General features: G+C 62.1%; 18 protein-coding genes. 12 read left to right on the top strand and 6 right to left on the bottom strand.

The genetic code is table 11. The features are described 5' to 3' along the window. Positions 1–58 precede the first annotated feature (58 nt). A complete protein-coding gene (locus AC07R0_RS17900) occupies positions 59–328 on the top strand; it encodes a hypothetical protein (RefSeq protein ID WP_495096101.1) in 270 nt (89 codons plus the stop codon). Here AC07R0_RS17900 and AC07R0_RS17895 read toward each other — a convergent pair. The 6 genes from AC07R0_RS17895 to ugpB form a co-directional block, all read right to left on the bottom strand. Beyond that, positions 311–1,150, bottom strand: a complete 840-nt coding sequence (locus AC07R0_RS17895; RefSeq protein ID WP_495105836.1) for a GGDEF domain-containing protein — start codon at positions 1,148–1,150, stop codon at positions 311–313. The two genes, AC07R0_RS17900 and AC07R0_RS17895, sit on opposite strands and share 18 nt — an antisense overlap. Before the next feature lie 43 nt (positions 1,151–1,193). After that, positions 1,194–1,943, bottom strand: a complete 750-nt coding sequence (gene ugpQ / locus AC07R0_RS17890; RefSeq protein WP_495095869.1) for a glycerophosphodiester phosphodiesterase — start codon at positions 1,941–1,943, stop codon at positions 1,194–1,196. A 5-nt stretch (positions 1,944–1,948) separates the two neighbouring features. After that, positions 1,949–2,983: a sn-glycerol-3-phosphate import ATP-binding protein UgpC gene (locus tag AC07R0_RS17885; protein ID WP_495105835.1), complete on the bottom strand. Its 1,035-nt coding sequence runs from the start codon at positions 2,981–2,983 to the stop codon at positions 1,949–1,951. A 72-nt stretch (positions 2,984–3,055) separates the two neighbouring features. Next, a complete protein-coding gene (gene ugpE, locus AC07R0_RS17880; protein ID WP_495105834.1) occupies positions 3,056–3,907 on the bottom strand; it encodes a sn-glycerol-3-phosphate ABC transporter permease UgpE in 852 nt (283 codons plus the stop codon). Further along, on the bottom strand, positions 3,907–4,788 hold the full coding sequence (gene ugpA / locus AC07R0_RS17875) for a sn-glycerol-3-phosphate ABC transporter permease UgpA (RefSeq protein ID WP_495075045.1): 882 nt from the start codon (positions 4,786–4,788) through the stop codon (positions 3,907–3,909). The genes ugpE and ugpA overlap by 1 nt, the downstream gene beginning before the upstream one ends. A 156-nt stretch (positions 4,789–4,944) precedes the next feature. Beyond that, positions 4,945–6,252, bottom strand: coding sequence for a sn-glycerol-3-phosphate ABC transporter substrate-binding protein UgpB (gene ugpB / locus AC07R0_RS17870; protein ID WP_495105833.1), 1,308 nt, complete (start codon positions 6,250–6,252; stop codon positions 4,945–4,947). Positions 6,253–6,532: 280 nt separating this feature from the next. On the opposite strand from ugpB, the gene serA reads away from it, so the two are divergent. From serA to AC07R0_RS17815, 11 genes are all read left to right on the top strand, one after another. Next, entirely contained in the window at positions 6,533–7,762 is a 1,230-nt protein-coding gene (serA, locus tag AC07R0_RS17865; RefSeq protein ID WP_495105832.1) for a phosphoglycerate dehydrogenase, read from the top strand. Positions 7,763–7,880: 118 nt separating this feature from the next. Continuing rightward, positions 7,881–11,759 (top strand): DUF3683 domain-containing protein, encoded by a 3,879-nt coding sequence (locus AC07R0_RS17860; protein ID WP_495105831.1) that lies wholly within the window; start codon positions 7,881–7,883, stop codon positions 11,757–11,759. Beyond that, entirely contained in the window at positions 11,759–12,172 is a 414-nt protein-coding gene (locus AC07R0_RS17855) for a gamma-butyrobetaine hydroxylase family protein (RefSeq protein ID WP_495105830.1), read from the top strand. The genes AC07R0_RS17860 and AC07R0_RS17855 overlap by 1 nt, the downstream gene beginning before the upstream one ends. A gap of 84 nt (positions 12,173–12,256) precedes the next feature. Continuing rightward, positions 12,257–12,988, top strand: coding sequence for a bifunctional demethylmenaquinone methyltransferase/2-methoxy-6-polyprenyl-1,4-benzoquinol methylase UbiE (gene ubiE, locus AC07R0_RS17850; RefSeq protein WP_495075040.1), 732 nt, complete (start codon positions 12,257–12,259; stop codon positions 12,986–12,988). Positions 12,989–13,064: 76 nt separating this feature from the next. Continuing rightward, positions 13,065–14,036 (top strand): Tim44 domain-containing protein, encoded by a 972-nt coding sequence (locus tag AC07R0_RS17845; protein ID WP_495105829.1) that lies wholly within the window; start codon positions 13,065–13,067, stop codon positions 14,034–14,036. 35 nt (positions 14,037–14,071) lie between these two features. After that, the gene (locus AC07R0_RS17840) at positions 14,072–14,620 is read left to right on the top strand and encodes a hypothetical protein (protein WP_495075038.1); all 549 of its coding nucleotides are present in this window, start codon (positions 14,072–14,074) and stop codon (positions 14,618–14,620) included. After that, complete coding sequence (gene ubiB, locus AC07R0_RS17835; protein ID WP_495105828.1) at positions 14,617–16,197, top strand: ubiquinone biosynthesis regulatory protein kinase UbiB; 1,581 nt, start codon at positions 14,617–14,619, stop codon at positions 16,195–16,197. The genes AC07R0_RS17840 and ubiB overlap by 4 nt, the downstream gene beginning before the upstream one ends. Before the next feature lie 67 nt (positions 16,198–16,264). Beyond that, positions 16,265–16,609: an FmdB family zinc ribbon protein gene (locus AC07R0_RS17830; protein WP_495105827.1), complete on the top strand. Its 345-nt coding sequence runs from the start codon at positions 16,265–16,267 to the stop codon at positions 16,607–16,609. Positions 16,610–16,617: 8 nt separating this feature from the next. After that, positions 16,618–17,244, top strand: coding sequence for a DUF502 domain-containing protein (locus tag AC07R0_RS17825; RefSeq protein ID WP_495075035.1), 627 nt, complete (start codon positions 16,618–16,620; stop codon positions 17,242–17,244). Between the two features lie 81 nt (positions 17,245–17,325). Continuing rightward, complete coding sequence (aspS, locus tag AC07R0_RS17820; RefSeq protein ID WP_495075034.1) at positions 17,326–19,134, top strand: aspartate--tRNA ligase; 1,809 nt, start codon at positions 17,326–17,328, stop codon at positions 19,132–19,134. Positions 19,135–19,301: 167 nt separating this feature from the next. Beyond that, a complete protein-coding gene (locus AC07R0_RS17815) occupies positions 19,302–19,997 on the top strand; it encodes an aspartate/glutamate racemase family protein (RefSeq protein ID WP_495105826.1) in 696 nt (231 codons plus the stop codon). The last annotated feature ends 45 nt before the right edge of the window (positions 19,998–20,042 follow it).

Genomic DNA, 20,042 nt, shown 5'->3' with positions numbered 1-20,042 from the left:
ATAAAATTTGTGCGGCCCGAATTCGCCAGTTCATGGCCAAAGCCTCAAAATTGCCGCTATGGGACCCATAGATTCATTGATTCATCTGCTGAACTTCGCCGCGCCGGCCCTGGTCGTGGGGCTGCTGACGGCTCTGCTCGCTCGCATATTTATGAAAAAAAGGGCTGTAGCGCAGGGTTTACTTGCGCAAGCAGCTATCAATTTTGTAGTGTGCCTGTTGGTGCTGCTGGGCGGGCTCTGGTTTTTCGGTCATGACGGCAAGATGGCGACCTATGCCGCGCTGGTGCTGGCCTGCGCCAGCAGCCAGTGGTTATTGACCGGCCGCTAGCGGGCCAGGCATAAAACCGCTGGGCGGTGTGGCCAGCCAGACCTGGTTGCGACCCGCGCGTTTGGCGTCGTACAGCGCACGGTCGGCCTGTTGTACCAGGGTGTCCAGCGTGGTGGAAGACTGGGCCACGGTGCCGGCCACGCCTATGCTGATCGTCGCCCTTACAGCGCCTTGCGCGGCGTAGAGCTGGGCCGAGTAGGCCACGGTTTCGCGCATGCGCTCGGCCAGTTGGTGGGCCTGTTCGTAGCCGGTATTGGGCAGCAGCACCACAAATTCCTCGCCGCCCCAGCGCGCCAGCAAATCGGTGGTGCGCAGCACCTGGGCGCAGCGCCGGCCTACTTCCACCAGTACCTGGTCACCCACGTCATGGCCGTGCTGGTCGTTGACGCGTTTGAAGTGGTCGATATCCAATATCAGCAGGGCCAAGGGCAGATCGTGGCGCTGGGCCAGGTCCAGCTCACGCTGGGCGGTTTGCATGAAGTGGCGTCGGTTGTGCAGGCCGGTCAGCACATCGGTCATGGACAGGGTGTGTGCTGTGTGCCGGGCCTGTTCCAATGCGGCCACCAGCGCGAAGATCAGGCTGCCGGGCAGCAGTGTCATGGGCAGTGGCACCAGCAGCGAGATGTAGAAGGCTTCGCCCATTTCGCCGTAACCCATCAGGCGGATATAGAGCCAGGTGAGCGCCAGCGACATCAGGGAAATACTGGCACTGAACAGCAACGTGGTGCGCCACACGCCCAGCCGCACGACTGCCCGTGAACAGCGCTGCAGTAGCGGTGTCAAAGCGGGAGCGGCTGAACGGGAAGTGGAGCGTGCTGGCATGCGCTGCAATGCTAGCAAACACTGCCGCAGCAGGGTGTGCGCCTCAATCCGCGGGCGAGAACAGGTCCACGCGGTCGGTGATGACGCCGTCGGTTTCCAGGGCCAGCAGGCGCTGCACGGACTCGGCGTCGTTGACGGTGTAGCTGGAGGTGCGCAGACCAGCAGCTTTGACGCGGGCCACGGTGTCGGCATTCCACAGCGTGTGGTTGCAGATGATGGCGACGCAACCCAGTTCCAGCGCGGCTTCTAGCCAGCCGTCCCAGAGTTCATCCAGCAGCAGGCCGCGTGGTAGAGCGGGCTGGGCGGCTTTGGCGCCTTCCAGTGACTCGGTGCTGAAAGAGCTGAGCAGCGGCGGCACGGCATGGCCGCGCCACAGGCGGGATGCGTGGTGCGCCACGGCTTCGCCGGTGAGGCGTTCCACACCAGGCGTGGGTTTGATCTCGATGTTCAGGAAGTAGCTGTTGCGCAGGCAGAAGGCGGCGATGTTGTCCAGCGTGGGCAGGGTTTCGCCCGCATAGTTGCGCGAATGCCAGCTGCCAGCGTCTAGCTGGGCCAGTGCACTCCAGGCATGGTCGCCGCCCAGGCCTTTGCCGGTGCTGGTGCGCTCCAACGTGTCGTCGTGCAGCAAAAACGGCACGCCGTCGGCGCTGAGTTTGACGTCGCACTCGAACATGCGGTAGCCGTGTTGTGCTCCCAGGCGAAATGCGGCGAGGGTGTTTTCAGGCGCCAGTTTGCCCGCGCCACGGTGGGCGACCCAGCGGGGGTAGGGCCAGTTGCTTGCGGTGATTTGCATGGAATTCAGGGGTTTAAGCGTTTTCCGGTGTCGCTATTAAACCAGTGCAACTTATCTGTGCGCGGCGTGGCGTGGATGGTGCGGCCGATGGCGGGTGCGGCTTCGCTTTCCTCGGTGCGGATGATCAGCAGCTCGCTGCTGGGGCCGGTGCCCAGACGCGCGTAGGTCAGGCGTTCTGCGCCCAGCATTTCGGTGGTTTCCACGGTCAGCGGCCAGCCGTCGGCGCTGAGCTGCAGATGCTCGGGGCGTATGCCCAGGATGGCGTCGGCCGGGCCGCCCAGGCTGGTGTTGGGGGCAGTCTTCAGCAGGTTCATAGGCGGACTGCCTATGAAGCTGGCGACAAAGGTGCTGGCGGGCCGGGTGTAGACCTCTTCGGGCGTGCCAAACTGTTCCATCACGCCGCCGTTCATTACGATCATGCGCTGCGCCAGCGTCATGGCCTCGACCTGGTCGTGGGTGACGAACAGGCTGGTGATGCCCAGTTCGCGGTGCAGCTTCTGGATTTCCAGCCGGGTCTGGGCGCGCAGCTTGGCGTCCAGGTTGGACAGTGGTTCGTCGAACAGAAACACCTGCGGCTGGCGCACGATGGCGCGGCCCATGGCGACGCGCTGGCGCTGGCCGCCGGACAGCTCACGCGGCTTGCGTGCCAGGAACTGGCCCAGCTCCAATATTTTGGCGGCCTTGTCTACGCGGGTCTTGATGTCGGCTTCGGACACCTTGGCGATCTTCAGGCCGTAGGCCATGTTGTCGAACACCGTCATGTGCGGGTACAGCGCATAGTTCTGGAACACCATGGCGATGTCGCGTTCGCTGGGTTCCAGGTTGTTGACCACGCGTCCGCCGATGGAGATGGTGCCGTCGCTGACTTCCTCCAGCCCGGCAACCATGCGCAGCAGGGTGGATTTGCCACAGCCCGAGGGGCCGACGATGACGATAAATTCGCCGTCTGCAATCTCGGCGTTGACGCCGTGGATCACCTGGTTGGCGCTGGCGCCTTTGCCGTAGCGCTTGATGACGTTCTTGAGTGTGATGGCGGCCATAAATTGTTCTGCTAGTCTTTTAATAGCTGCTGGCGCAGGTAATATCTGCGCTAGAGCCCAATTTCTTTTAAATTATTTCTCTGTATCCACCAAGCCTTTAACGAACCACTTTTGCATCAGCATCACCACTAAGGCAGGTGGCAACATCGCCAGAATGGCCGTGGCCATCACCAGGTTCCACTCAGTCTGGCCGTCGCCGCCGGAGATCATGCGTTTGATGCCGATCACCACCGGGTACATGTTCTCGTTGGTGGTCACCAGCAGCGGCCACAGGTACTGGTTCCACCCGTAGATGAACTGGATCACGAACAGCGCGGCCATGCTGGTGCGTGACAGCGGCAGCAGGATGTCCCAGAAGAAGCGCATGGGGCCCGCGCCGTCCATGCGTGCGGCCTCCACCAGCTCGTCTGGCACACCCATGAAGAACTGGCGGAACAGAAAGGTGGCGGTGGCCGAGGCAATCAGCGGAATCGTCAGGCCGGCGTAGCTGTCCAGCATCCCCAAGTCGGCCACCACCTTGTAGGTCGGGCCTATGCGCACCTCCACCGGCAGCATCAGGGTGACAAAGATCATCCAGAAGAAGAACTGCTTGAACGGAAATCGGAAGTACACCAGCGCAAACGCCGACAGCAGCGAGATGGCGATCTTGCCTATGGCAATCACCAGGGCGGTGACCAGGCTGACCACCATCATGCGGCCCACTGCCGCGTTGGAGCCGCCGTGGGCGCCTGTGCCTTGCAAGGCGGCTGTGTAGTTTTCAACCAGGTGAGAGCCGGGCAGCACGGGGATGGGGCGCTGCACCATCTCGGATGCGGTGTGGGTAGAGGCGACAAAGGTGATGTAGACCGGAAAGGCCACGATCAGCACGCCCAGAATCAGAATCACATGGGCCAGCAGGCCCATGGTGGTGCGACGCTCAACCATCAGTAGTTAACTTTCTTTTCGACAAACTTGAACTGCACCACGGTCATGGCGACCACGATCACCATCAGCACCACCGACTGCGCGGCCGAGCCGCCTAGGTCCATGGCCTTGAAGCCGTCGAAGTACACCTTGTAGACCAGGATGGCCGTGTCCTTGCCCGGTCCGCCCTGGGTGGTGGAGTCGATGATGGCGAAGGTGTCGAAGAAGGCATACACGATGTTGATCACCAGCAGAAAGAAGCTGGTGGGAGTGAGCAGCGGAAACTGGATGGTCCAGAAGCGGCGCCAGGGCCGCGCCCCGTCCATGGCCGCGGCTTCAATCAGCGACTTGGGAATCGACTGCAAGCCCGCCAGGAAGAACAGAAAGTTGTACGACAGCTGCTTCCACACCGCCGCCATCACCACCAGGGCCATGGCGTGGCGGCTGTTCATCAGGTGGTTCCAGTCGATGCCCAGCAGGCCCAGCCAGTAGGCCACGATGCCGATGCTGGGCGAGAACATGAACAGCCACAGCACGCCCGCGACTGCAGGCGCAACCGCATAGGGCCAGATCAGCAAGGTTTTGTAGATGCTGCTGCCGCGCACCACGCGGTCGGCAAACACGGCCAGTAGTAGCGACAGGCCTATGCCCAGCACCGCTACCAGGATGGAGAACACGGCGGTGGTCTGGAACGAGGCCATGTAGCTGGCGTCGTTCCACAGGTTGCGGAAGTTGTCCAGCCCGACCCAGTCCACCGAGGTGCCAAACGCGTCAGACTGCTGCAGCGATTGCAGCATGGCCTGGCCCGCGGGCCAGAAAAAGAAGATGCAGATCACCACCATCTGGGGCGCGATCAGCACCCAGGGCAGCCAGGCCGATTTAAAGACGACGCGTTTTTCCATGGATGTTCAGCTAGCTTTGTTTTTGTTGTTCACTACCACGCGTGTTGAGCGCAACGGTTTTCAGCCCAGGAACCCGTGGAACCGGCTCTGCCGGGCCACTGGGTTCGCCCCCTTCAAGGGGGGTGGCGAAAACGCGCAGCGTGTAGCCTGGGGGTGTTACTGTTTATTTGCTTTTTCGAAGCGTTCCAGTTGCTCGTTGCCGCGCAGCACGATGGAGTCCAGGGCCTCCTTGGCGGACTTCTTGCCGGCCCAGACTTGTTCCAGTTCTTCGTCCTCGATCGCACGCACCTGCAGGTAGTTGCCCAGGCGGATACCACGCGAGTTGGTGGTGGTCTTGCGGATCATCTGGGTCGGCGCGACATCGGTGCCGGGGTTCTCTTGGTAGAAGCCCGACTTTTCGGTCAGTGCGAACGAGGCCGTGGTCACGGGCAGGTAGCCGGTGCGCTTGTGGCTGGCGGACTGCACTTCTGCGTTCGACAGGTAGGTGAAGAACTTGGCTACGCCCTTGTATTCATCCGACTTCTTGCCGGCCAGTACCCACAGGCTGGCGCCGCCGATCACCGTGTTTTGCGGTGCGCCGGGCACATCGGGGTAGTAGGGCAGGGCGGACTCGCCAAAGGCGAACTTGGCGTTCTTCTTCACGTTGCCGTAGAAGCCGCTGGAGGTGGTGGTCATGGCGCATTCGCCGGACACAAAGCTGGCTTCAGGGATGTTGCCGCGGCCCTTGTAGACGAACAGGCCTTGCTTGGCCATATTGCCCAGGTTCTCGATGTGGCGCACATGCAGCGGCGAGTTGATCTTCATGCGGGCGTCCATGCCGCCCAGGCCGTTGGCCTTGGTGGCGAACTCGACGTTATGCCAGGTGGAGAAGCTTTCCAGCTGGGTCCAGCCCTGCCAGGCGATGGTCAGTGGGCATTTGTGGCCGCTGGCCTTGAGCTTGGCGGCCGCCAGCGCCACTTCGGGCCAGGTGCTGGGGGCTTTGTTCGGGTCCAGGCCGGCGGCCTTGAACGCGTCCTTGTTGTAATAGAACACGGTGGTCGAGCTGTTGAACGGGAAGCTCATCATCTGGCCGTTGGCTGCGGTGTAGTAGCTGGCCACGGCGGGGATGTAGGCGCTGGGGTCGAACTTCTCGCCGGCGTCCTTCATGACCTGGCCGACCGGCACGATGGCCTTCTTGCTGGCCATCATGGTGGCGGTGCCCACTTCAAATACCTGCAGGATGTGCGGTGCGTTGCCGGCGCGGAAGGCGGCAATCGCGGCAGTCATGGATTCGTCGTACTGGCCCTTGTAGGTCGGCACGATCTTGTATTCCTTTTGGCTCGCATTGAAGTCTTTTGCGAGGTCGTTGACCCATTCGCCATTGACCGAGTTCATGGAATGCCACCACTGGATCTCGGTCTGTGCCTGCGCGGAAAGAACAGCGGTGGCAGCCACTGCGGCCAGCGCTAAACGGTTGAATTGCATGGAGTCTCCTGGGGGAACGGTAAGAGCGTCAAAGGGGCCGATGCTAGGTGCCGCTTATGACAAAACAGTGAAATTTTGGCGCGTAACTGACGAAATCTATAGCGGGAAAACCCGTTCGTATGGCTGCGTTTCATTGCGTTTGTTTGCGTTTTTCTAGAGTTTTTGCCCCAAGCGCGCATAGCCCTGGTGCCAGCAATGCCGCCTTTCGGCGGGTGCGTTTGCTGCGGTGCAGCATGCTAGGATCATCGCCCCTTCCTCTCTACCTGACGCCGGGCAACGCATGCGCAAGACCTCTCTGGACAAAAGCAAGATCAAGTTTCTTTTACTGGAGGGCGTACACCCTTCCGCGCTGGAGGTACTGCGTAGCGCCGGATATTCCCAGATCGAGAGCTTGCCCGGTGCTTTGCCAGAAGAGCAACTGAAGGAGAAGATTGCCGATGCGCATTTCATCGGCATCCGCTCGCGCACCCAGCTCACCGCCGAGGTGTTTGCCCATGCCGGCAAGTTGGTTGCCGTGGGCTGCTTCTGCATAGGCACCAACCAGGTGGACTTGGAGGCTGCGTGCGAGCGCGGCATTGCGGTGTTCAACGCGCCGTTTTCCAATACCCGCTCGGTCGCCGAACTGGTGCTGGCCGAGGCGATCCTGTTGCTGCGCGGTATCCCCGAGAAAAGCGCGGTCGCGCACCGTGGCGGCTGGCTCAAGTCGGCCGAGAATTCGTTCGAGATCCGCGGCAAGACCCTGGGCATCGTCGGCTACGGCTCCATCGGCACCCAGCTGTCGGTACTGGCCGAAGCTCTGGGCATGCAGGTTTGTTTCTATGACGTGGTGACCAAGCTGCCGCTGGGCAATGCTCGCCAGGTCGCGAATCTGCACGAGCTGTTGGGCCAGAGCGATATCGTTACCCTGCACGTGCCCGAAACCGCCGCCACCCAGTGGATGATCGGCCCGGCCGAGATCGCGGCCATGAAGGAGGGCGGCATCTTGATCAATGCCGCGCGCGGCACGGTGGTGGATATTGATGCCTTGGCCACGGCGTTGAAAAGCAAGAAGCTGCTGGGTGCCGCCATCGACGTGTTCCCCGAAGAGCCCCGCAGCAACAAGGACGAGTTCCAGTCGCCCTTGCGCGGACTGGACAACGTGATACTGACCCCGCATGTCGGCGGCTCCACCATGGAGGCGCAGGCCAATATCGGCCTGGAAGTGGCGGAAAAGCTGGTCAAGTACAGCGACAACGGCACCTCCACCTCGTCGGTCAACTTCCCCGAGGTGGCGTTGTCCAGCCACTCGGGCAAGCATCGTTTGCTGCACATCCACCACAACGTGCCCGGCGTGCTGTCGGCGGTAAACCAGGTGTTCAGCGACAACCGCATCAACATCGCCGCCCAGTTCCTGCAGACCAACGAGAAGATTGGCTATGTGGTGATAGATATAGACGCCGCGTCCAGTGATTTGGCCTTGGAGAAGCTGGCCCACGTTCCAGGCACCATCCGCAGCCGCGTCCTCTTTTAATCCGTTTGTCGCCTCTGGACAACCCGCTGTCGGCGGGGTGATAGAGCGCTGCCCTAAAATTGCTACCCGATCTGTCATCCCAGGCCCATGGGCGCTGCAGCCCACCCAGGTTATCTCCATGAATGCTCCCACCGCCTTGTCCACCCTGTTGTCGCAAGCGCCCGAGGCTGTACGCCTGCGCGAAATTCCGTATAACTACACCTCGTTTTCCGACCGTGAGATCGTGATTCGCCTACTCGGCGCGCGTGCCTGGGATGTTTTGAATGGATTGCGCCAAGAGCGCCGCACCGGTCGCTCGGCCCGCATGCTGTACGAGGTACTGGGCGACATCTGGGTGGTGCAGCGCAATCCTTATTTGCAAGACGATCTGCTGGACAGCCCCAAGCGCCGCAAGCAGCTGGTCGATGCATTGCACCACCGCCTGGACGAGGTGGGCAAGCGCCGTAAGCCTGATGTCGACAGTGAGCGCGATGCCTTGGTGGGCGAGCTGCTGGTGGCCGCCACTGCGGCCGTCACCCAGTTTGGAGCTACCTTTACCCAGGTGGCGGAGCTGCGCCGCAAGACCGCACGCGTGCTGGGCAAGCTGACCGCCAAGGACAACATCAAGTTCGACGGCCTGAGCCGCGTCAGCCACGTAACCGACGCCACCGACTGGCGTGTCGAATACCCGTTCGTGGTACTGACCCCGGATACCGAGGCCGAAATGGCCGGCCTGGTCAAGGGCTGTATCGAACTCGGCCTGACCATCATTCCGCGTGGCGGCGGCACCGGCTACACCGGCGGCGCAATCCCGTTGACCTGGAACAGCGCGGTGATCAACACCGAAAAGCTCGAAGCCATGACCGAGGTCGAAATGCGCATGCTGCCCGGCGTCGACCACCCGGTGGCCACCATCTACAGCGAAGCCGGCGTCGTCACCCAGCGCGTGGCCGATGCGGCCGAGCGCGGTGGCTATGTGTTTGCGGTCGATCCCACCTCCGCCGAAGCCTCCTGCATCGGCGGCAATATCGCCATGAATGCGGGTGGCAAGAAGGCCGTGCTCTGGGGCACGGCGCTGGACAACCTGGCCTCCTGGCGCATGGTGACGCCCGACGCCCAGTGGCTGGAAGTCACCCGGCTGAACCACAACCTGGGCAAGATCCACGACGTGGAAGTGGCCAGCTTCGAGCTGCAGTATTTCGAAGCCGACGGCAAGACCAAGATACGTACCGAGCGGCTCGACATCCCGGGCCGCACCTTCCGCAAGGAAGGCCTGGGCAAAGACGTGACCGACAAGTTCTTGAGCGGCCTGCCGGGTATCCAGAAAGAAGGCTGCGACGGCCTGATCACCAGCGGCCGCTGGGTGGTGCACCGCATGCCGGCGCACACCCGCACCGTCTGCCTGGAGTTCTTTGGCGACGCCAAGAACGCTGTGCCCAGCATCGTCGAGATCAAGGACTTCATGTTCGCCGAGCAAAAGCGCACCGGCGTGCTGCTGGCCGGGCTCGAGCATCTGGACGACCGCTACCTGAAGGCTGTGGGCTACACCACCAAATCCAAGCGCGGCGGCCTGCCGAAGATGGCGCTGTTTGGCGACATCGCCGGTGACAACGCCGACGACGTGGCGCGCGCGACCAGCGAAGTGGTGCGCATCGCCAATTCGCGCAGCGGCGAAGGCTTCATCGCCATCAGCCCCGAGGCGCGCAAGAAATTTTGGCTGGACCGCAAGAAGACCGCCGCCATCAGCCGGCATACCAACGCCTTCAAGATCAACGAAGACGTGGTGATCCCGCTGCCGCGCATGGCCGAGTACACCGACGGCATAGAGCGCATCAACATCGAACTCAGCCTGAAGAACAAGCTGGAGCTGTGCGACGCATTGCAGGAATTTTTCAGCCGCGGCAACCTGCCCCTGAGCAAGGGCGACGAGGATGGCGATGTGCCATCCCCCGAGCTGCTGGAAGAGCGCGTGGTGCAAGCCCAGAGCCTGGTGGCCGAGACCCGTGCCCTGTGGCAGGGTTGGCTGGATGGTGTGGAAACTCTGTTCCCTCAGCTGCAAGACCATAGCCTGCGCGCCAGCTGGAAGACGCAGATCCGCGCCCAGCTGCAAAACATCTTCACCGGCGCCGGTTTCAAGGGCATCCTGGACGAGTGCACCGCCATCCACAAGACCGTGCTCAAGGGCCGGGTCTGGGTGGCCCTGCACATGCACGCCGGCGACGGCAATGTGCACACCAATCTGCCGGTCAACAGCGACAACTACGAGATGCTGCAGACCGCCCACGAAGCCGTCAAACGCATCATGGCGCTGGCCCGCAGCCTGGACGGCGTGATCTCCGGCGAGCACGGCATCGGTATCACCAAGCTGGAGTTTCTGAGCGATGCCGAGATGCAGCCGTTCACCGACTACAAGCAGCGCGTGGACCCCGAAGGCCGCTTCAACAAAGGCAAGCTGCTACGAAATTCGCAGCTGCACGCGCAGGCAGGTGTTGCGCTAGAGGCCGATTTGACCAATGCCTACACCCCGAGCTTCGGGCTGATGGGCCACGAGTCGCTGATCATGCAGCAGAGCGATATCGGCGCGATTGCCGACAGCATGAAGGACTGCCTGCGCTGCGGCAAATGCAAGCCCGTCTGCGCTACCCACGTGCCGCGCGCCAACCTGTTGTACAGCCCGCGCAACAAGATCCTGGCGACCTCGCTGCTGGTCGAGGCCTTCTTGTACGAAGAGCAGACCCGGCGCGGCGTCAGCATCAAGCATTGGGAGCAGTTCGAAGACGTGGCCGACCACTGCACGGTGTGCCACAAATGCCTGTCGCCTTGCCCGGTGAAGATCGACTTTGGCGACGTGACCATGAATATGCGCAACCTGCTGCGCAAGATGGGCAAGAAGAGCTTCCGCCCCGGCAATGCCGCGGCCATGTTCTTCCTGAACGCGACGAATCCCGAGACCATCAAGTTCGTGCGCTCGGCCATGGTGGACGTGGGCTTCAAGGTGCAGCGCCTGGCCAATGACCTGCTGCGTCCTGCGGCCAAGAAGCAGACCGCCGCACCGCGTGCCAGCCTGGGCACCGCGCCGATCAAAGAGCAGGTGATCCACTTCATCAACAAGAAGATGCCGGGCAATCTGCCGAAGAAGACGGCGCGCGCGCTGCTGGATATCGAGGACAAGGACTACGTGCCCATCATCCGCAACCCGGTGGCGACCACCAGCGAATCGGAAGCGGTGTTCTACTTTCCCGGCTGCGGCTCGGAGCGCCTGTTCAGCCAGGTCGGCCTGGCCACGCAGGCCATGCTCTGGCATGCGGGCGTGCAGACCGTGCTGCCGCCTGGCTACCTGTGCTGCGGCTACCCGCAAAAGGGCAGCGGCCAGTTCGACAAGGCCGACAAGATCATCACCGACAACCGGGTGCTGTTCCACCGCGTGGCGAATACGCTGAACTACCTGGACATCAAGACCGTGGTGGTGAGCTGCGGAACTTGCTATGACCAGCTGCAAGGCTATGAGTTCGACAAGATCTTCCCCGGCTGCCGCATCATCGACATCCACGAATACTTGCTGGAGAAGGGCATCACCCTGGGCAACGGCGGCACCTATCTGTACCACGACCCCTGCCACACGCCGATGAAGCTGCAGGAGCCGATGAAGACGGTGAAGGCGCTGCTGGGCGACCAAGTGACAGAGAGCAAGCGTTGCTGCGGCGAGTCCGGCACCCTGGGCGTGACCCGGCCCGACATCTCGACGCAGATCCGCTTCCGCAAGGAAGAAGAGCTGCGCAAGTCCGAGACCGCGCTGCGCGAATCCGGCCAGGTGGGTCCGCAAGAGAATTTGAAGATATTGACCAGCTGCCCCAGCTGCCTGCAAGGCCTGAGCCGCTACGGCAACGACCTTCAGAACGGCCTGCTGGAAGCCGACTACATCGTGGTCGAAATGGCCAACCAGATCCTGGGCGACCAGTGGCTGCCGACCTATGTGGCGCAAGCCAACAACGGTGGCATTGAGCGGGTGTTGGTGTAATGGCCGGCTTGACGGCGGGATCGCCGACCCCACAAGACATCACCGTGCACGGCCAGTCCAAGGTACTGGAAGTAAGCTTCTCCGACGGCGCCAGCTTCCGCATTCCGTTCGAGCTGATGCGCGTGTATTCGCCCTCCGCCGAGGTGCAAGGCCATGGCCCAGGCCAGGAAACCCTGCAGACCGGCAAGCGCGAAGTCAGCCTGGTGGGGTTAGAGCCGGTAGGCAACTACGGAGTGCAGCCCACGTTTTCCGACGGCCACAGCACCGGTATCTTCACCTGGGACTACTTGTATTTCCTGGGGGCGGAACAAGAGAGGCTTTGGGCCGAATACGACCAGCGCCTGGCTGCCGCCGGGCTGGATCGCGATGCGCCCATGGTCGACAATAAGGGCCATGGCTGCGCCAGCCACTGAGGTGCTGGCGGCTATACTTTTGATAGCTGCTTGCGCAGGAATTACCTGCGCTACAGCCCTATTTTATTGAAACGGTGTGCTGAGATGACTTCTACCCATTTTGGTTTTCAGTCGGTGGACGAGAGCGAAAAGGCCCGCCATGTGCGCGGCGTGTTCGACTCGGTGGCCAGCAAGTACGACTTGATGAACGACTTGATGTCCGCCGGGCTGCACCGCGCCTGGAAGGCCTACACCGTGCTGGTGGCCGACATCCGCGAAGGCCACCAGGTGCTGGATATCGCCGGCGGCACGGGCGATCTGTCCATGGCGTTTGCCAAGAAGGTCGGCAAGACCGGGCGCGTGGTGCATACCGACATCAACGAAGCCATGCTGCGTACCGGCCGCGACCGGCTGATCGACAAGGGCATCGTGCTGCCTACCATGGTCTGCGATGCAGAAAAGCTGCCGTTCGAAGATGCCAGCTTTGACCGTGTCAGCGTGGCCTTTGGCCTGCGCAATATGACCCACAAGGATGTGGCCCTGGCCGAGATGTGCCGCGTGCTCAAGCCCGGTGGCAAGCTGCTGGTGTTGGAATTCTCCAAAGTGGCCCAACCTCTGGAGAAGGCGTACGACTGGTATTCCTTCAAGGTGTTGCCCCGGCTGGGCAAGCTGGTGGCGGGTGATGACGCCAGCTACCGTTACCTGGCCGAGTCCATCCGTATGCACCCGGGCCAGCAGGAACTGAAGACCCTGATGCAGGGCGCCGGCTTTGGCCATGTGGATTACCACAACCTTACCGGTGGCATGGTGGCTTTACACGTGGGTATCAAGTGCTAGCCGTGTTCCCGTATAACTCGGCCGTATACCTTGCGTTGCTTGGCAGTGGCGTCTGAATAATTCAAATGGAGATGGTATGAAAGTGTGGGCATTGGTTTTGGCTGTGACCGTGGCGTTGACGTCGGTCGTGGATGCCGAGGCCGCGCGTTTGGGCGGCGGCAGGTCAGTTGGCAAGCAGTCCAGCAATGTCATCCAGCGTGAAGCCACGCCTGCGGCGCCCGTCGCACCGATGCAAAACACCACCAACGCAACCCGCCCCGCGCCAACGGCAGCGCCCGCAACTGCGGCAGCGCCACGCCGTCCCTGGGGTGCCATGCTGGGTGGTTTGGCGGCAGGTCTGGGTCTGGCATGGCTGGCCCATTCCTTGGGCCTGGGTGCCGAGATGGGCCAGTTTCTGATGATCGCCTTGCTGGTTCTGGCGGGCATGGTGCTGTGGGGTGTTTTCCGGGCGCGCAAGAGTGCGAGTGCGGCCGCTTCGGCCAGCCCGTATGCCTTCCAGGGTGCTGCTGCGCCCATGGCACCCAGCGTGTATCGCCCTGAAAACGTGGGCAACGATGCATCTGCACGCCCATTCGAGCGCAGCAACGTGCTGCCGCTGGAGGTTGCGGGTGGTTCTACCTCGATGATCGGCTCGGCGCTGGCCGGTCCGCAGGGCTGGGGTGTGCCGGCAGGTTTTGATGCCGAGGGCTTTTTGCGCTCCGCCAAGAATAATTTCATCACCTTGCAGTCGGCCTGGGACCGTTCCGACATTGCGTCGCTGCGGGCCATGATGACCGACACCATGTTGGGTGAGATCCAGTCCCAGCTGAACGAGCGCGAGCTGCACATCGGTGCCCAGATCAACAAGACCGACGTGGTCATGCTGGATGCCAAGCTGCTGGGCATCGAGGACCTGGGCAACGACTACATGGCCAGCGTTGAGTTCTCCGGCATGATCCGCGAAGAACCATCCGCCGGCCCCAGCCCGTTTCGCGAGGTCTGGAATATGACCAAGCCCAAGAGCGGCGCCAGTGGCTGGCTCGTTGCCGGGGTACAAGCCCTGCAGTAAGAGCAGCTTGTTTCTATCCGGGATAATGGGGGACTATGGCAACACAGTCCCCTTTTTCTTTGTTCGAAAACCTTTTCAACCGCGTCACTGAGAGCTTGCAGCCACCCGCCTGGGTGGTGGACGAGGTGCAGAACCGCGTTGTCCTGCTGCTCAACCACGTGCTGCAGCAGGAGCCCGAGGCCATGGCCCGGCTCACGCGGCAAAAAGGGCAGGTGGTGCTGGTGCAGTGGCGCCATTTCCACATGGCTTTGCGGGCCACCCCGGCCGGTTTGCTGGACCGGGCCGAGCCCGGCTTGCAGCCTAGCCTGACGCTGACCGTGACCGAATCTTCGCCTTTGTCCCTGCTGCAGCAGGCGCTGAATGCTGACAAGCCGGGTGTGCGCATCGAAGGCGATGTGCAACTGGCGGCCGAGGTCAACTGGCTGGTAGACCATGTGCGCTGGGACCTGGAGGAAGATCTGTCCCGCATCATCGGTGATACCGCGGCCCATACGGCCGGCCAGGTGGCACGCCGTGTCGTGGGGGCTTTGCACCAATTCCTGGGCCAGCGCATGGCCGCCAGCGCCGACAAGGCGCACACATGAGCCGGATTTTTCGCGGCGCCTATATCGTCTGGATCGTCTTCCGTTACGGCCTGGACGAGCTGGTACTGACCAGTTTGCAAAAGCCCTGGCTGGCCGTGCTGGCCCGTGTGTTGTCGATTGGCCGCAATTTGCAGGCGCCGCGCGGTGAGCGTCTGCGTGAAGCGCTGGAGCGCCTGGGTCCCATCTTCGTGAAGTTTGGCCAGGTGCTGTCCACCCGGCGCGACCTGTTGCCGCCGGATCTGGCCGACGAGCTGGCCCGTTTGCAGGACCGCGTGCCGCCGTTCCCCTCGGAAATTGCGGTGGCGACCATAGAGCGCTCCTTCCGCAAGCCCCTGGACGCTATTTTTGAAAGCTTTGACCACACACCGGTGGCCAGTGCGTCGATCGCCCAGGTGCACTTTGCGGTGCTGAAGGACCGCAACGGCCGGCTGCGCGAGGTGGCGGTGAAGGTACTGCGCCCCGGCATGCTGCCCGCGATCGAGAGCGATCTGGGGCTGATGCGCACCATGGCTGGCTGGATCAATGGCCTGTCTGCCGACGGCAAGCGTCTGAAGCCGCTGGAGGTGGTGGCCGAGTTCGACAAATACCTGCATGACGAGCTGGACCTGGTACGTGAGGCGTCGAGTGCCGCGCAACTACGCCGCAACATGGAAGGCCTGAACCTGGTACTGATTCCAGAGATGTTCTGGGACTTCTGCGCCACCGAGGTCATCGTGATGGAGCGTATGACGGGCATCCCCATCAGCCATACCGAGCGTCTGCGGGCTGCGGGCGTGGACTTCAAGCAGCTGGCGCGCGACGGCGTGACCATCTTCTTCACCCAGGTGTTTCGCGACGGCTTTTTCCATGCTGACATGCATCCGGGCAATATCCAGGTGTCGGTAGAGTCGGCAACCTTCGGGCGCTATATCTCGCTGGACTTCGGCATCGTCGGCACGCTGACCGAGTTCGACAAAGAATACCTGGCGCAGAACTTCACGGCTTTCTTCCGCCGCGACTACAAGCGCGTGGCCGAGCTGCATATCGAGTCCGGCTGGGTGCCTGCGAACACCCGGGTGGACGAGTTGGAGGCCGCTATCCGCGCGGTGTGTGAGCCTTACTTCGATCGGCCCTTGAAGGAAATCTCGCTGGGCATGGTGCTGATGCGCCTGTTCCAGACCTCGCGTCGCTTCCAGGTGGAAATCCAGCCTCAACTGGTGCTGTTGCAGAAAACCCTGCTCAATATCGAAGGCCTGGGCCGCGAGCTGGACCCTGAGTTGGATTTGTGGAACACCGCCAAGCCCTTCCTGGAAAAGTGGATGCTGGACCAGGTAGGCCCCAAGGCTTTCTTCGAACAGCTGAAAAACGAAGCCCCGCGCTACGCCAAGTTGCTGCCGGAGCTGCCACGCTTGCTGGTGGACTACTTGAAGCAGGGCGCCGCAGACCGGGGCGGCGACCAGCGCAAGCAGATCGAAGAGCTGCTTGCCGAGCACAAACGTACCAACCGTTTGTTGCAAGGCCTGATTTTTGGCGCCATCGGCTTTGGCCTGGGCCTGCTGGTGATGCGTGTGGCATTGCTGTCGCCCTTCCTCTTCTGAGTCCGGGTTTTCACCCGGGCAAACTATAATCATAGGTTTTGCGACTTCAACCCGAGCCTTCTACGCCATGCCTATCTACGCTTACAAATGCGAGTCTTGCGGGCACGCATTAGACGTGCTGCAAAAAATGTCCGACGCTCCGCTGACCGACTGCCCCAGCTGCGGCGCTCCTGCGCTGACCAAGCAGGTCACCGCCGCGGGTTTCCAGCTCAAGGGTTCGGGCTGGTATGTAACCGATTTCAAGAGCGGCGGCGCCACGTCCACGCCAGCGCCCAAGGTAGACGACAGCAAGCCTGCAGCCACCGAGCCGACCAGCGCCACCAAGTCCGCCGACACCCCGGCAGCCGCAGCCCCGGTGGTGGCGCCTGCACCGGCGCCTACTGCGTCCGGTGGCACGGGATCGGGTAGCTGAGAGCCATGATGGCCGCGATCCGTAAATGGTTGCTCTCCGGCCTGCTGGTGATCGTGCCGCTGGCGATCACTGTGTGGGTGCTGGAGTCCATCATCAGCACCTTGGACCAGACCCTGCTGATCCTGCCGGACAGCTGGCAGCCCGACAAATTGCTGGGCTTCCATATTCCGGGTTTCGGAGTCTTGCTGGCCCTGGCCATGCTGTTGCTGGTGGGCGGCGTTGCCAGCAATTTCATCGGCAAGAAGCTGGTCGGCTGGTGGGACAACCTGCTGCACCGCATTCCTATCGTGCGCTCCATCTATTCGGGTGTGAAGCAGGTGTCGGACACCTTGTTTTCGGAAACCGGCAATGCTTTTCGCAAGGCTGTGCTGATCCAATGGCCGCGCGACGGTGCCTGGACCATTGCCTTCGTGACCGGTGTGCCAGGTGGCGATGCAGCGAACTACCTGCAGGGCGACTACCTCAGCGTATATGTGCCCACCACGCCCAACCCGACAGGCGGCTACTTCATCATGCTCAAGAGCAGCGACTGCATCGAGCTGAAAATGAGCGTGGACGAGGCGCTGAAATACATTGTGTCCATGGGGGTGGTTGTGCCTAACGTCGTTGCACCCCACCTCGCCAAGCCCCATTAAGACGTGATGGGCGTGGCAGGCCCTGGTGGCCTGCCTTCTTTGTAACCATTGCGCCCCGCGGGGCGCCAGAAATCGATAGCCATGCAATCTCAAATGCGTACCACCTACTGCGGTCTCGTGACCGAAGCCCTGCTGGGCCAAACCGTCACCCTGTGCGGCTGGGTGAACCGCCGCCGCGACCACGGTGGCGTGATCTTCGTTGACCTGCGCGACCGTGAAGGCTATGTGCAAGTGGTGTGCGACCCGGACCGTGCCGAGATGTTCGCCGTGTCCGAAACCCTGCGCAACGAGTTCTGCGTGCAGATCAAGGGCCTGGTGCGTGCACGTCCCGAAGGCACGGTCAACGACAACCTGAAGAGCGGCAAGATCGAAATCCTGTGCCATGAGCTGACGGTGCTGAACCCCTCGGTTACGCCCCCGTTCCAGCTGGACGACGACAACCTGTCGGAAACCACCCGTCTGACGCACCGCGTGCTGGACCTGCGCCGCCCGTACATGCAGAACAACCTGATGCTGCGCTACCGCGTATCTATGGAAGTTCGCAAGTTCCTGGATGCGCATGGTTTTGTGGACATCGAAACGCCCATGTTGGGCAAGTCCACGCCCGAAGGCGCGCGCGACTACCTGGTGCCCAGCCGCGTGCACGAAGGCATGTTCTTCGCGCTGCCGCAAAGCCCTCAGCTGTTCAAGCAGTTGCTGATGGTGGCCGGCTACGACCGTTACTACCAGATCACCAAGTGCTTCCGCGACGAAGACCTGCGCGCTGACCGCCAGCCAGAATTCACCCAGATCGATATCGAAACCTCGTTCCTCACCGAACAGGAAATCCGCGATATGTTCCAGGGCATGATCACCACCGTGTTCAAGAACACGCTGGGTGTGGACCTGGGCGAGTTCCCGGTGATGACCTTTCAGGAAGCGGCGGCCCGCTATGGCTCGGACAAGCCTGACCTGCGCGTCAAGCTCGAATTCACCGAACTCACCGACGTGATGGCCGACGTGGACTTCAAGGTGTTCTCGGGTGCGGCGACGATGAAGAACGGCCGCGTGGTCGGCCTGCGCGTGCCCGGCGGCGCCAAGGAAGTCGGCGGCCTGAGCCGCAGCGACATCGACGGCTACACCGAGTTCGTCAAGATCTACGGCGCCAAGGGTCTGGCCTACATCAAGGTCAACGAGCTGGCCAAGGGCCGCGACGGTCTGCAAAGCCCGATCGTCAAGAACATACACGATAAGGCCCTGGCCGAAGTCCTGGCCCGCACCGGCGCACAAGACGGCGACCTGATCTTCTTTGGTGCCGACAAGGCCAAGATCGTCAACGACGCCATCGGTGCCCTGCGCATCAAGATCGGCCACAGCGAATTCGGCAAGAAGAACGGCCTGTTCGAAAAAGGCTGGCGCCCGATGTGGGTGGTGGACTTCCCGATGTTCGAATTCGACGAAGACGCACAGCGCTACACCGCCACGCACCACCCGTTCACCGCGCCCAAGGATGGTCACGAGGACTGGATGGTCACCGCGCCCGAGAAGTGCATCTCCAAGGGCTACGACATGGTGCTGAACGGTTGGGAAATGGGTGGCGGCTCGGTCCGTATCCACCGCGCCGACGTGCAGCAAAAGGTGTTCGACGCGCTGAAGATCACGCCCGAAGAAGCCCAAGACAAGTTCGGCTTCCTGCTGGACGCACTGCAATACGGCGCGCCCCCGCACGGCGGTTTGGCTTTCGGCCTGGACCGCATCGTGACCTTGATGACCGGCGCCGAGTCGATCCGCGACGTGATTGCCTTCCCCAAGACCCAGCGTGCGCAGGACTTGCTGACGCAAGCGCCTTCGACCGTGGACGAGAAGCAACTGCGCGAACTGCACATCCGCCTGCGCAACCCCATCGTCTAAGCCGCTGCAGCCCTCGGGGCTGCCGGTGTGCACCGAAAGGCCAGCTTTGTCTGGTCTTTTTTTTATGGCGAAATTGCTATTGATTGTGTAGCTGCTTGCGCAGATAAATATTGCGCTGGCGGCCTGAAATGCCTAGTATCTCCAGCCCTTTGTCTGGCGGAATTTGTATGAAAACCATAGGCTTGATCGGCGGCATGAGCTGGGAGTCCACCATTCCCTACTACCGCATCCTGAACGAAACCGTGAAGCAGCAGCTGGGCGGTTTGCATTCGGCCAAGGTGGTGTTGTACAGCGTGGACTTCCATGAGATCGAGCGCCTGCAGCATGCGGGGGACTGGGATGCCGCTGGGCTGCTGCTGGCGGGCGCCGCCCGCGCGCTGGCGGCCGCCGGGGCCGACTGCCTGGTGCTCTGTACCAACACCATGCACAAGGTGGCGGCGGCGATCGAGTCGGCCGTCTCGATTCCGCTGCTGCACATCGCCGACCCGACTGGCGCCCAGATACAGCAGGCGGGCTGGCACACCGTGGGCCTGCTCGGCACCCGCTTCACCATGGAGCAGGACTTTTACCGCGACCGCTTGCGCGAGCGCCACGGCCTGCGTGTCCTGGTGCCTGAAGCGGCAGAGCGTGACACCGTGCACCGCGTGATCTACGAAGAGCTGTGCCTGGGGCGTATCGAGCCCGCATCCCGCGAGGCTTACCAAAAGGTGATGGCCCAGCTGGTGGCGCAGGGTGCGCAGGCCATCATCCTGGGCTGTACCGAAATTTCGCTGCTGGTGGGCGCGGCCGATGCCAGTGTGCCCCTGCTGGACACCACGGCCATCCATGCGCGCAGCGCGGCCGAGTGGGCGTTGCAGTCCTAAATTTTTGAAAGAAATAGGCCGCTGGCGCAGGTATCTTCTGCGCAG

It is taken from the genome of Rhodoferax sp. GW821-FHT07F03 (assembly GCF_059418745.1).
Note: the sequence above shows the minus strand (reverse complement) of the source record. Positions and strands in the feature narration are given on the sequence as shown.

What these genes read in the sequence shown, in the direction of transcription:
- AC07R0_RS17900 (WP_495096101.1), top strand. Translation starts at nt 59, where the DNA reads ATGGGACCCATAGATTCATTGATTCATCTGCTGAACTTCGCCGCGCCG.
- AC07R0_RS17895 (WP_495105836.1), bottom strand. Translation starts at nt 1,150, where the DNA reads ATGCCAGCACGCTCCACTTCCCGTTCAGCCGCTCCCGCTTTGACACCG.
- ugpQ (WP_495095869.1), bottom strand. Translation starts at nt 1,943, where the DNA reads ATGCAAATCACCGCAAGCAACTGGCCCTACCCCCGCTGGGTCGCCCAC.
- AC07R0_RS17885 (WP_495105835.1), bottom strand. Translation starts at nt 2,983, where the DNA reads ATGGCCGCCATCACACTCAAGAACGTCATCAAGCGCTACGGCAAAGGC.
- ugpE (WP_495105834.1), bottom strand. Translation starts at nt 3,907, where the DNA reads ATGGTTGAGCGTCGCACCACCATGGGCCTGCTGGCCCATGTGATTCTG.
- ugpA (WP_495075045.1), bottom strand. Translation starts at nt 4,788, where the DNA reads ATGGAAAAACGCGTCGTCTTTAAATCGGCCTGGCTGCCCTGGGTGCTG.
- ugpB (WP_495105833.1), bottom strand. Translation starts at nt 6,252, where the DNA reads ATGCAATTCAACCGTTTAGCGCTGGCCGCAGTGGCTGCCACCGCTGTT.
- serA (WP_495105832.1), top strand. Translation starts at nt 6,533, where the DNA reads ATGCGCAAGACCTCTCTGGACAAAAGCAAGATCAAGTTTCTTTTACTG.
- AC07R0_RS17860 (WP_495105831.1), top strand. Translation starts at nt 7,881, where the DNA reads ATGAATGCTCCCACCGCCTTGTCCACCCTGTTGTCGCAAGCGCCCGAG.
- AC07R0_RS17855 (WP_495105830.1), top strand. Translation starts at nt 11,759, where the DNA reads ATGGCCGGCTTGACGGCGGGATCGCCGACCCCACAAGACATCACCGTG.
- ubiE (WP_495075040.1), top strand. Translation starts at nt 12,257, where the DNA reads ATGACTTCTACCCATTTTGGTTTTCAGTCGGTGGACGAGAGCGAAAAG.
- AC07R0_RS17845 (WP_495105829.1), top strand. Translation starts at nt 13,065, where the DNA reads ATGAAAGTGTGGGCATTGGTTTTGGCTGTGACCGTGGCGTTGACGTCG.
- AC07R0_RS17840 (WP_495075038.1), top strand. Translation starts at nt 14,072, where the DNA reads ATGGCAACACAGTCCCCTTTTTCTTTGTTCGAAAACCTTTTCAACCGC.
- ubiB (WP_495105828.1), top strand. Translation starts at nt 14,617, where the DNA reads ATGAGCCGGATTTTTCGCGGCGCCTATATCGTCTGGATCGTCTTCCGT.
- AC07R0_RS17830 (WP_495105827.1), top strand. Translation starts at nt 16,265, where the DNA reads ATGCCTATCTACGCTTACAAATGCGAGTCTTGCGGGCACGCATTAGAC.
- AC07R0_RS17825 (WP_495075035.1), top strand. Translation starts at nt 16,618, where the DNA reads ATGGCCGCGATCCGTAAATGGTTGCTCTCCGGCCTGCTGGTGATCGTG.
- aspS (WP_495075034.1), top strand. Translation starts at nt 17,326, where the DNA reads ATGCAATCTCAAATGCGTACCACCTACTGCGGTCTCGTGACCGAAGCC.
- AC07R0_RS17815 (WP_495105826.1), top strand. Translation starts at nt 19,302, where the DNA reads ATGAAAACCATAGGCTTGATCGGCGGCATGAGCTGGGAGTCCACCATT.